Origin of the sequence: Robbsia andropogonis (genome assembly GCF_000970345.1) — a bacterium.
Classification (GTDB): domain Bacteria; phylum Pseudomonadota; class Gammaproteobacteria; order Burkholderiales; family Burkholderiaceae; genus Robbsia; species Robbsia andropogonis.
Window position 1 is genome coordinate 1 of record NZ_LAQU01000065.1, and the last position, 10,725, is coordinate 10,725.

13 protein-coding genes and 1 pseudogene are annotated in these 10,725 nt (G+C 55.1%); all 14 read right to left on the bottom strand.

Going from position 1 to position 10,725, the window contains the following annotated elements:
• The coding region (locus WM40_RS24775; RefSeq protein ID WP_330218179.1) for a calcium-binding protein at positions 1-1,941 on the bottom strand (1,941 nt) is incomplete at its 3' end.
• An 86-nt stretch (positions 1,942-2,027) separates the two neighbouring features.
• On the bottom strand, positions 2,028-2,546 hold the full coding sequence (locus tag WM40_RS24780) for a calcium-binding protein (protein ID WP_046154301.1): 519 nt from the start codon (positions 2,544-2,546) through the stop codon (positions 2,028-2,030).
• Positions 2,547-2,833: 287 nt separating this feature from the next.
• The gene (locus WM40_RS24785; RefSeq protein WP_046154302.1) at positions 2,834-3,568 is read right to left on the bottom strand and encodes an IS6 family transposase; all 735 of its coding nucleotides are present in this window, start codon (positions 3,566-3,568) and stop codon (positions 2,834-2,836) included.
• 9 nt (positions 3,569-3,577) lie between these two features.
• The gene (locus tag WM40_RS24790) at positions 3,578-3,865 is read right to left on the bottom strand and encodes a hypothetical protein (protein WP_046154303.1); all 288 of its coding nucleotides are present in this window, start codon (positions 3,863-3,865) and stop codon (positions 3,578-3,580) included.
• Between the two features lie 264 nt (positions 3,866-4,129).
• Positions 4,130-4,948 (bottom strand): AbiJ-NTD4 domain-containing protein, encoded by an 819-nt coding sequence (locus WM40_RS24795; RefSeq protein ID WP_236693687.1) that lies wholly within the window; start codon positions 4,946-4,948, stop codon positions 4,130-4,132.
• A gap of 97 nt (positions 4,949-5,045) precedes the next feature.
• On the bottom strand, positions 5,046-5,471 hold the full coding sequence (locus WM40_RS24800; RefSeq protein WP_046154304.1) for a hypothetical protein: 426 nt from the start codon (positions 5,469-5,471) through the stop codon (positions 5,046-5,048).
• Complete coding sequence (locus WM40_RS24805) at positions 5,464-5,871, bottom strand: hypothetical protein (protein ID WP_046154305.1); 408 nt, start codon at positions 5,869-5,871, stop codon at positions 5,464-5,466. Before WM40_RS24805 ends, WM40_RS24800 begins: the two co-directional genes overlap by 8 nt.
• A gap of 229 nt (positions 5,872-6,100) precedes the next feature.
• Complete coding sequence (locus tag WM40_RS24815; protein WP_046154307.1) at positions 6,101-6,355, bottom strand: hypothetical protein; 255 nt, start codon at positions 6,353-6,355, stop codon at positions 6,101-6,103.
• A gap of 13 nt (positions 6,356-6,368) precedes the next feature.
• Positions 6,369-6,752 carry a type II toxin-antitoxin system death-on-curing family toxin gene (locus WM40_RS24820; RefSeq protein WP_046154308.1) on the bottom strand — a complete coding sequence of 128 codons (384 nt, stop codon included), beginning with the start codon at positions 6,750-6,752 and terminating at the stop codon, positions 6,369-6,371.
• A complete protein-coding gene (locus WM40_RS30460) occupies positions 6,749-6,913 on the bottom strand; it encodes a hypothetical protein (RefSeq protein WP_157685976.1) in 165 nt (54 codons plus the stop codon). Before WM40_RS30460 ends, WM40_RS24820 begins: the two co-directional genes overlap by 4 nt.
• Before the next feature lie 82 nt (positions 6,914-6,995).
• A complete protein-coding gene (locus WM40_RS24825; RefSeq protein WP_046154309.1) occupies positions 6,996-7,196 on the bottom strand; it encodes a transcriptional regulator in 201 nt (66 codons plus the stop codon).
• Positions 7,197-7,246: 50 nt separating this feature from the next.
• The gene (locus WM40_RS31820; protein WP_236693688.1) at positions 7,247-7,435 is read right to left on the bottom strand and encodes a tyrosine-type recombinase/integrase; all 189 of its coding nucleotides are present in this window, start codon (positions 7,433-7,435) and stop codon (positions 7,247-7,249) included.
• Positions 7,424-9,715: pseudogene (locus WM40_RS24830) on the bottom strand (Tn3 family transposase); the annotation flags it as partial. The pseudogene WM40_RS24830 and the gene WM40_RS31820, both read right to left, overlap by 12 nt.
• 20 nt (positions 9,716-9,735) lie before the next feature.
• Positions 9,736-10,725: IS630 family transposase (locus tag WM40_RS24835; RefSeq protein WP_052738515.1), on the bottom strand; the 990-nt coding region annotated here is incomplete at its 5' end.

Here is a 10,725-nt window from a genome sequence, read left to right on the forward strand (position 1 = left end):
GGTGATGGTATCGTCGCCGCCCTTCCCGTCGAACATATCGTTAGAGGACGAACCATACAAGGCGTCATTGCCAGTCGTGCCCACTGTGGTGAGGGCGATCAGGTCCGCCGCCGACATGGTGGTGCCATCGGCAAACGTGACGCTTCCGACGCCAGTCCGCTCCGTGCTCTTGATGTTGTCGATATGAATCGTGTCACCCGCGACGCCGTCGGTCAGAATCAAGCCGGTATGGCTTGCATCAGTCGCGACTTGCAGATCGGCGGCGGTAATGCCCGCACCCAACTGCAGAACCGGGTTTTGACCATACCAGTAGTTGTTATTGATCTCGAGCGCACCATATCCCTGGTTATAGACGAAGGTATCGTTCCCCATATTGCCGTTCACCGTATCATTACCACCCTTGCCGTCGATTACTTCACTGTCACCCGTACCAGTCAGGGAATCGTTGCTAGCAGAGCCCGTCGTGGGCAAGGTTTGCAGATCCGCTTGTGTCAGCGTTGCACCATCGGCAAATTGCACCAAATTAATACCGTTGTTCGAGTACTTCTCGTTATCGATTCGAATCTGGTCGCCGGAAATCCCGTCGGTGAGAACCAGGGTGGCACCGTCAAAGTAAGCCTTGATATTTTCCCGTGTAATGCCGGCGCCGAGTTGCAAAACGGTGGTCGCGCCATCGTTGAGCGTTTCATCGATCTCAAGCTGACCATATCCTTCGTTGAATACGAAGGTGTCGTTCCCACCACTACCCTTCGCATAGTCAGCGCCGCCCTTGCCGTCAAACAGTTCAGCAGCGGTGCTCCCATACATCGAGTCCGCACCACTGGTGCCTGTCGTCTCCATCGCGATGATCTGCGCTTTCGATAGCGTCGAACCATCGGCGAAGCGAATCGTCGAGACACCCTGATAATCGTACAGCATGTTGTCGAGGGTAATTTGGTCCCCGGCAACGCCATCCGTAATCACAAGACCGCTATGACTATTAGCTACGGACACCTTTAGCATCGATGCTTCGATCCCGGCGCCAAGCTGAAGCACAGGTGCTTGCCCGCTATACCAATTTTCGTCGACTTCCAGCGCGCGGTAGCCTTGGTTGAATACGAAGGTATCGTTACCGGCATTGCCCTTAAAGTAGTCTGTGCCGCCTTTGCCATCAAAAAGTTCATCCTCCCCGCTTCCCGTGATGGAATCCGCACCCGTTGTTCCGTAGTAGGTCGCTTCGGGAGCACGTCCGGCGTTGAGCGCAATGAGCTGCTGCGCAGTCAGCGTTGTACCGTCGAAAAATTCAACCGAGCCGACGCCTTTTGTGCCCGAATCAGAATACATGTTATCGATGGTTATAACGTCGCCGTCGATCCCGTCGGTGATTTGAATCGCCGTGCCTGAATTACTGTTCCGCACCGTGATGGAAGAGGCCGTAATGCCTTCGCCGAAGCGCAAGACGCTGGTAGGCGTCGATCCCTCATCGGAAGAAATCTCTAAGGCGCCGTAACCAGCGTTATAGAAAAACGTATCCGCGCCACCATTACCAATCGCCAGGTCGTTTCCGCCCCTCCCGTCGATCGTATCCGCGCCGCTCGTACCGTAAAGCGTGTCGGCCCCCGTTGAACCCGTTTCCTCCAACTGGATCAATTGCGAAACGTTCAGCACAGTGCCGTCATTGAGTTCAACCGAAGTGATGCCCGCCCAACCAAATTCGGAGAAAAAATGATCGACGGTAACAGCGTCGCCGTCGACGCCATCGCGAAGCACGAGGACGTTGCCATCGGAAGTCACACGCAAGGAGTCTAATGTGACGCCAGGGCCGAATCGCAACACGCTAGCGAACGTCCCTCCCGAGTAGTTCTCGTTATTGATTTCGAGTGCGCCGTATCCTGAATTAAATACAAAGGTATCGTTGGCGTAATACGAGTGATAAGTGTCGTTGCCGCCTTTACCATCCAATATCAAGTCATTCGCACCAGCATCAAGTGTTTCGCTTGCCGCGGTTCCTGAAACCGTGCGTGATAAATCATACAGTTGTGCAGCGGTCAGAGATGTGCCGTCGGCGAAGGTGACTGATGTATTTTCCCTGCTGGCGTCAAGAGCGCCCTCAACAGCATATTGTCCAGAACGATCTGGTCGCCGGCCGTTCCATCAGCCAAAATAAGGCTTGAACCTGATACGCTAACGCTGAAGTTAACGGGTATGGGACCCTCAACGAGCCGCAGGTTTGAAGCGTCCCCAAAATCGTATACCTCGAGGTGCCCATAGCCAACGCTATACATAATGGTGTCGCTTCCTCCACCTCCATCGATGTAATCGCCACCACCCTTACCGTCAAAGACGTCATTCCGAGATGTTCCATACAGGGAGTTTGCACCAGTATCGCCCGTCGTCTCCATTGCGAAAATCTGATCGCTGGTAAGACTCGTGCCATCGCCGAATTCGATCTTGCCAATGCCAACAAAGTCCGAATTGACAATCATCTCACTGATCGTTATTTCGTCGCCGGCGATTCCATCGGTGATGACCAAATCATTACCGTCAAATGCGTTACCGACCTTCAATGACGACGCCGTAATGCCTTCGCCAAATTTTAAGACACTTGTCGGTGTTCCAGTTTCAACCTCACGGATGCGAAGCGCGCCATAGCCTGCGTTGTAGATAAACGTGTCTGCACCTCCTTGACCAACCAGATAGTCACCGCCACCCTTGCCATCGAAGGTTTCAGCAGCACTCGTTCCGTATAAGGTGTCAGATCCAGCTGTACCCGTCGTGGCGAGGTTAATCAGCTCAGCGGGGCATTGTCAACTTGCGGAAAATGGGACAGCCCGAGGTCGGGAGCGAGTGCCGGTCACAAACCGGTAGACGGATTTTGGGTAATGTTGGTGAATTTGCGCCACGCCTCGAACTGCTCTGCGAGTTGTGAGCGATAAACTGACGCGCATAACTGATGGCGCTTGAGTGCGAAATGTTGCCGTATCGGCCCGAAGCATGAGAGGAATTTTTGTGTGCTTTCAGGGGCGCGAAAACCGCGCATGCGTCGCTCGCGTTCGCGAGTCGGTTGGTGGCTGTTCTCGGCTCGGTTGTTTAGGCGAGCAGCCGCGTTCACGAACACGTGCTTGACGTTCGCCAGTTCAGAGATCTCGGCTCTTGCTGCCGGATAGCTACGCAGTTGGTCGGTGACGATCTTGCGTGGTACCGGGTTCGATCGCAACACACGCTTGAAGAAACGTTTGGCGGCGGCCTTGTCGCGTCGCTTTTGCACCAGGATGTCGAGCTCGGTGCCATGCTCGTCCACCGCACGCCACAACAAGTAAGGTTCGCCGCGCAGGGTTACAAACATCTCGTCGAGGTGCCACGTAATTCCGGGCGTGGGCCGGGCGGCTTTCACTCTGCGAGCCAAACCCGTACCGAACTTGTCGCACCAACATCGAATCGTCTCGTAGGTCACAACGACACCGCGCTCGAAAAGCAATTCTTCGATGTCGCGCAAGCTCAGTTGAAAGCGGAAGTACCAGCGTACCGCGCAGCTGATGACCGCGGCTGGGAACCGATGACCGTGATAGAGCGATTTTGATTTCTTCATCCCGCTATTTTAAGTGATCGGGCCGCCAACCTGACAATGCCCATCCCCGCCTTTGGCCTTGCTCATCATCGATCCCCCGATTTTTGAGCAGCATAATGTAACAGATTCAGACCACCTATTTGCACCAGAGCCCTTCTGCTCAACAGCACCGCTATGCTTCACGTAGTCCGCGACGTGCGCAACCGTGACAAAAAAGTTGTAGACGTGGTCAATGTGAACTTCGGCGACCATCCTGTTTCGCTCGCGACGTGCCTTTTCGAGCATATCGAGGGGTGATTTGATCTGGAAGAATCCCATGCTTCTACCGTTTTCCTGGTTGTCCGGATTACCGTGTCGAAGTTAACCCTCGGCAGTCACGCCCCTGCCAGATAGCTTGCCCGCTTCTGTGATGACAAAGCCGCTCGGGTCGACATAGACGCGAACACCGGCGCATGCGATGGTCCTAATAGCCGCGAGTTGGCTTTCAGTCGCCGGAATTTTTTCGACCAATAAGCTCAATGAGGCTGAAGAGCCGGTGATACAAGTAGTCTATTTGATCCACGTCGATTACCGGCACTTGCTTCATTTCATGATGACGAAAAGATGAGAGTTACCTATTTTCGTAAGCTCTTTTGCCTCTGCCTCTAACGCGTCGCGTAGGACTCCGCCGGGTGCCGCCTTGTCCAGCAGATCCTTCACGGAAAGTGACTTGTTCTCTCCCCCTATCGTTTTGAACCTTTCCCAAGCATCGAAAAGCCGTTCGAGTCCTTCACGCCTCGTAATGGGGGCCGGACTAGAAAATTTCGCACGGCTCTCATCGAGCATAAAATTCAAAGTGGGGTCGCTCGTACGAAAGTAGGTACGTGTCAATAACTGGTCAAGAACAGCGGGCAGGATTCGAGTAACTTTACCAGTAGCACCAAGCTCGTAAGCTAGGCCGTTTCGCGCAAAGATGCGATTGACGTTTTCGCGAAACGTGTCGCGTCCGGATTCAATGTCAAAGGACAGGTGGTGATGTTGGAAGTATGAATGAAAGTCGTGTGGAACTGGGAGAGCTACGTTTCGCCAAACGAACTCAACAAAATCGAGCACTGTCATCGTTGAAGGCGCCCATGGTTTCTGCTCCCGTGTGCTCCAAAAATCGTCCCCACTGTTTTCTGTCGTTCTAAGCGGCCAGTCGATGCCATTTATCTCGGATGCCAGCATACGTTGAAAATTCTTAAGGTCGTTCCCAACTATGCCTCGGCCGTCAGGACATTCATCAGGGAAGCATGCGCCAAACGATCCTGTGCTGGTCAGCGACTCTACGATAGATACTATTCCGCCCCATGCAGCAGGTGTCATTTCTTGTGCAATACGAGGCTTCGGACCTAATTCTCGGTCACTGAAGTAGTCACTCATCTTTCGTTCGCCGCTCCGTGTAATTCACACATGTATGTAAATGGGATCACCTGCGTAGAGCATGATCTTTTCCGTTGTAAGCTGTAAGGGCGAGCGATCACTTCAGCGCGCGCATCGCTTTATTGAAGGCCCTGCCAAATAGCCAAGCGACATGGCACCCGAGAAAAAGACAGATGCAAACGAGTACCCCCCGGCAATCAAAAAAAACCCATGCCGGTTGAGAACTACAAATCGGTGGATACCACTCGCCTTTTGCAAAACTACTGTCAGCTAAGGCGCGCTTAAGAGCGCTACCAGACACATGTTCAAGTACGTTTGCCGCCGGTTCTTTCGCTTGTAGGGCTGCACTCCATTCCCTCTCATCTTTCAAGTAGGATTCCAGTCGCACTTGGCACTCGGCATTTTGTTGGTGCTCGTAGCTCCAACCGATCAGACCCGTCGCAAAACCAAAAAATAGGCTGATAGAAAGAATCCAAATCGTACCTTTATTCATTCGAGATTCATTCTGGCTATGTTCAATCATCCAATTTTTCTCGATAAGAATCAGGAAGCGTGCTCAGGCGTGGCACTTTAATTTGCGGTGCCGTCAGACCGAATTGGTTCCATTCCTTGAACGTAGGCAATCGATACGGGGTGCGGACGCCCGCTGTTTTGCTGATTCTGCGCTTTGCGCGAACTTCGGCCGATTTCACCATGGCGATCAGGTCGGCAAGTCCATCACCCATCAGTCCGTCTTTCTGCAATCCCTCCAAGTAGCCTTCGCAGAAGCAGCGCAAACGATAGATCGCCTCGATATCTTCGAGCGAGTCAAACTCAGTTACACGCTTGTTTAGTGACTCGCGCGATCTCTCCTGAAGCTTTCGTACCTGCGCAACGGTTATGGTCTCGAATTTCCAAGCGCCGGGAGCATTCCGGGTTAACATGATCTTTTCCTATCTGTCTGTGATCGGATTCGCGCGGAATTCGATGCTCAGCGACACCGACGATTCTTTGCTGCACTCAGGGCACGCAATCTCATCGACAAAGCCGGATAAATCTCCAACCACCGCGGCCTCCACTGTCACGCTTACAAACTCGTTTAGTTCTTTGCACCAGGGGCACTTCCAGTAGTCAATCGCTTTCGTCGCGCGTGGCATGGGGTTTTCAGTTTTCCTATGCGTTGCGGCGTGCCCCACGGGCCGCTTCGCGAATTCGCTTTGCCGCCGCGCGCGGTGTGTCGGATATTCCTGTCCAGTCGTCGTGCCACCACGCAATTAGCTCCGCCGCGTCGGCCAAAGTACGCGCGTCGATAACGCCGCGCATTTCGCCCGCAACTTCATCCCACCACGCGGAGCCTTCTACGTCGCTCGCGTGGGGGTCGATGGCCTGTCGGTAAATATCCTTGGCAGCGTGGAGAGTTATCTGCACGGCTTTTTCCAGTTTATTCAGTAGCGATTGTGAACAGCAAGTCAGCAAGCTCTTTTTCGTTGAGCGCGCCTTCGGCCACATCAACCATGATGTCTTCAAGCTCATCAGAGCGAGGCACGTCATACCCCTGTATGGCGAGATAGGTTAGGGCCGTAACAAGAGCGGTTCTTTTGTTAGCGTCGTTAAATACATGGCCTCGTGCCAAAGCGACGGCGTACATGGCGGCAATCTCAAAAACATCGTCTAGTTGTTCGTAGAGAATGCGGCTATCAATGCGCGCTAATGCCCCTTCCAATGGACCTACGCCATGCCCCCCGGCTAATCCTGGTTCTTGTCGCAGGATTAGGTCATGAATCTCGATGACCTGTTGTGCATCAATGGCGTTCTGGCTCGTCATCTTTTTGCGAGCGCCTTGATTACTTTGTCGTGAGTGGCAATGACGCGCTTTGCAGCACTGAGTACGACACGACTTCCTTCGCTGCCAGTCAATTTCATTTCGACGGGACGTAGCGAGCCTGTGCGTTTCTTGACGTCAATACCATAAGTTTTTTTCGTCATCGTTTCTCATCCCTTTCACCGTGTTGAATCGTAACAGCTAGAGACAATTATATATACTCATTGAGTATATCTCAAGCGATTTTTAAAGATTCTCCAATATCTCGCGAACAAACTTCCAAGCCATATCCGGCATGCTGCGGTATTCGGCCGATTCGGTGGACAACAGCCAGTTGTCCAGCGTGCGTTTCTTCGTTCCAATGCGTTCCGCGAACTGTTCGCGAGTCATATCCAATTGAGTCATTGCATTCCGCAAAAACTCTTGTTGCGTAGTCGGCGTACCCATAAGGGCAGAAGCTCCTTCAAATATACTCATCGAGTATATGATTTTGCCGGTTAGGTCGCAAGGTGAATCGCCGCAATTGAGTCTCTCATTTCGCGCATCGACACGTCCACGTAGGCCGAGAGTTGGTCCAGATGTGCATGCCCTAATAGCTGCTGCACGACCTCATAGGGGGTTCCGTTCGCGATTAGTCTGGTCGCAAACGTCCTGCGGCCAGAATGGCTGCTGTAGCCTTTTGTCAGGCCCGCGACGAGCGCATCGAGGTCGATCGTCTTGCCGGTGCTTTGAAAGGTGTAGTGCCCGTTGAGCAGGAGGTGCCGCCATGCCGCCGGCGAAATTTTGGCGATGAGTGCCAGCGCCTTGCTGTTGCCGGCCGTCTCGTACTTGGTCACCAGCCGCGACAAGATTGCCGAGTTGTAAAAAATGATCGCGTTGGCGATCAGCCTTGCGCACTGGTTGCTGATCTCGATTTCAATGTCGGTGCGGCCGGTCAGTTCCTTCTTGCCGCCGACCTGGGCAATGGCCGAGCGTAGCTGATGGTAGGACTCAAGGCGATTTTGCGAGCGGTGCACGTTGCGTTCCAGTTGCGGATCGCGCAGGTAGCGCAGCGTGTAGATGCTGCGGATGAGCTTGTCGAACTCGAAGATCGCGCGCCGCGTCGGGTTCGTCGTGGTGTAGGTGCACAGCTTGCGGATCAGCGTGCCTTGCGTCATTTCCTTCAGTCCGAGTGTGGCGACGATCCGCTCGATGTTCGGCTTCTCGTGGTTGATGAGATTGCAGTCGATTTTCCCGACTGGCCGAATCAGGCACGCCTCGTACTGTGCTGGATCGTCAGGGCAGTGGAGCTCTTTCAATTGCGCGTTGAGGTCGGTGAAGCGCGGCTCGAACCGACGGCCAAACCAGTGCAGGATGGCGAAGTTGGCCTTGTTGACGCTGTGCATGTCGCCGGTGATCGCGGTTGGCATGATGTCCGACGTGTTGCGATACCAGATATCGAACACGTGGTGGGCCTCGTAGTCGTGCGCGCCGATCAGGTAGCCGTTGAGCGGGATGTGGTTGCACAGCAGCGTGTAGGCGACCACGCCCTTGCCGCGCCCGAAGTACTTGCGCGAATAGCGCGCCTTAACGGTCGGCCGCTCGACGCTGAATTTCTGCCCGTCGACGGCACCGTACAGCGTTTCGAGGTCAAACGAGTAGTACGGAAAGATCGGTAGCGTGGCGATGGCGTTGCTGATGCAGTCGTTGGCCGCGTGCAGCGTTGCCTGGCGCAGGTACTGCTGGTAGCCGCTCTCCAGCACGTGGTACGGGATGTCGCTGGTGCGCGCCATGACGTGGTTGCCATGGTTCATCGCTTGCGCGATGATGACTGCCATCAGGCTGTCGGCATCGACGACCTTCTTCGCATAGCGCGGCTGCATGGGTGTGAGCGCCGACAGAAACTTGCACTCGTCGTTGACGAAGCGAAACACGTCGGCCACGTCGCAGAACGGAAGCTTCTCGTAGAATGCCTTTTCGCGCGTTTTTTCATTCTCGCTCTTGGGCTTGCGCCAGGTCAGCTTTTGCGTGTCCTTGTTGTATTCGAGGTGCGTCAGCTTGCACTGTTTCAGCTCGCGGTTGAATGCCAGCCACTGCGCGCGTAGTTCGGCAGCCAGCGCATCGAGTTGGGCATGGACGGGCTGCTGCAGGAAGGGGATGTCCATTTGTGCGAGCACATCGACCTTCCTGTCCAGCGAAACCAATTCATCGGAGAAGTGCCGGTGTTGCAGGCTGTCATCGAGGTAGAGTTCACCCGATTGGAAGCGCTTTCTGATCTGGCGGTACAGCCAGAACTCGTAGCGGTCAGCGTGCAGGCCGGTTGGTTTGCCGTCGGCATCGAAGGTCAGCAGGTACGGCCGCAAGCGTTTCGCAAGTGTCGCCGCGGGACATTCATCAAGCGGGCGTTGCGACAGCCGCTGCTGCTTGGCGAAAACGCCTTTGGCCCAGACCAGCGCGGCGAGCCACGGGCTGTCTGGATTGGAGCCGGAGAGGTCGAGCGCAACGTACAGCGGACGAAGATGGCGGCGAATGCGGTCGGCCAGGCCGTCCACCGCCTGCCACTGCAAGGCCAGCTTGCTTGCCGGTTTCACGCTCATACGTTGCGCCGTGGTTTGCAGCGTATCGCGGGGCATGATCTTGTAGGCGCGCTGCCGCACCTCGCCGAAGGGCGTGGGATCGGCCACGCTATCATCGACGTAGAGTGACAGCAGGCGGCCTACCCGTGGCGTTTCCTGCTGACGGCGCACTTGTTCATCTGCAAAGGATTGTTTGGCGCCCGCGCTGCTTTCGTCCTCCAACTGCTTCATGTGGTACGCCATCGCATCGACCAGGTTGTCGGAGAGCTGCCGGTAGCGTACCCAGGCATAGCACAGCAGGTAGAGTTGGGTCTGATCGGCCTTCAGATTGCGCAGGTCGTGGACAGTGTAGAAGTTTGCCAGGCTCGCGTAGTACAGTAGGTTCTGCTGCGAGACGCCGAGCTTATTGATCCGGCATTTTCCAACTTGAATCAAGCAGCATAGCGTACAGGCCCATGTTCAAAGTACTTACGCACGCGCTCCGGTTGCCGCTGCACACTGCGCAGATGCTCAGACGTGGCCTTGACAAGCTGCAGCTTGGTTCGGGCAGGAGCCAGCTTGGTGACGGCCTGCTTGATGTCGGCGTTGGCCATTTCATCGGGGTTGAGTTCGGGGCTGTAGCTCGGCAGGTAAAACACTTCGATCGCATCAGCGTTTTGCGCCAGCCAAGCTTTCACGGGCTTGGCGTGATGCACACGCAGGTTGTCCAGAATGAGAAAGACTTTCTTGCTCGCCCCCTTGATCAGCCGCTTCAGAAAGTCGATCAGAATCTGGGCGTTGAGCGCGCCGTCGAAGATCTTCCAGCGCATCTGCCCCTTATTGGTCACGGTAGAGATCACCGACAAGCCGTGACGTTTGTTGTTCACGCGGATCACAGGTGTCTGCCCCTTGGGTGCGTAGCCGCGACCACGGACGTCATCGCTGCGCAGGCCGCTTTCATCGCCCCAGTGGATCTGCGCGCCTTCTGCTTTGGACCTGGCGGCAATGGCTGGGTAGTCCTCTTCAAGCCATTTCTTGAGCGCCGCGGGCGACTGCTCGTAAGCCTTCTTCATGGGCTTTTGAGGCGTAAAGCCCCAGCGCGCCAGGTACAGGCCCATGGTCCTGAGCGCCAGCTTGATGCCAAAGCGATCAAAAACAAGCTCGGCCACCGCTTGCCTCGTCCACAAGGCATAGACCATCTTCAGTTGGTCCGGCGTCTTGTCGGCAATCAACTTGCGAATCAGCTCTTCCTGCTTCCCCGTCAGCAATCTGCCATCGCCTGTCTTGCGGCCATTGGGTGCATCGCGCAGTGCCTTCACCCCAGACGCCTCGTGGCGCTTGCAGATGTCAAACACACCCGTGCGGCTCAGACCAGTCTGCTGCGCAATCTCGTCGTAGGTGTGACCAGCTTTTCGCAGGCGAATCACTTGCACTCGCCGCTC

What these genes read in the sequence shown, in the direction of transcription:
- WM40_RS24790 (WP_046154303.1), bottom strand. Translation starts at nt 3,865, where the DNA reads ATGGGATTCTTCCAGATCAAATCACCCCTCGATATGCTCGAAAAGGCA.
- WM40_RS24785 (WP_046154302.1), bottom strand. Translation starts at nt 3,568, where the DNA reads ATGAAGAAATCAAAATCGCTCTATCACGGTCATCGGTTCCCAGCCGCG.
- WM40_RS24805 (WP_046154305.1), bottom strand. Translation starts at nt 5,871, where the DNA reads ATGTTAACCCGGAATGCTCCCGGCGCTTGGAAATTCGAGACCATAACC.
- WM40_RS24795 (WP_236693687.1), bottom strand. Translation starts at nt 4,948, where the DNA reads ATGAGTGACTACTTCAGTGACCGAGAATTAGGTCCGAAGCCTCGTATT.
- WM40_RS24820 (WP_046154308.1), bottom strand. Translation starts at nt 6,752, where the DNA reads ATGACGAGCCAGAACGCCATTGATGCACAACAGGTCATCGAGATTCAT.
- WM40_RS24825 (WP_046154309.1), bottom strand. Translation starts at nt 7,196, where the DNA reads ATGGGTACGCCGACTACGCAACAAGAGTTTTTGCGGAATGCAATGACT.
- WM40_RS30460 (WP_157685976.1), bottom strand. Translation starts at nt 6,913, where the DNA reads ATGACGAAAAAAACTTATGGTATTGACGTCAAGAAACGCACAGGCTCG.
- WM40_RS24800 (WP_046154304.1), bottom strand. Translation starts at nt 5,471, where the DNA reads ATGATTGAACATAGCCAGAATGAATCTCGAATGAATAAAGGTACGATT.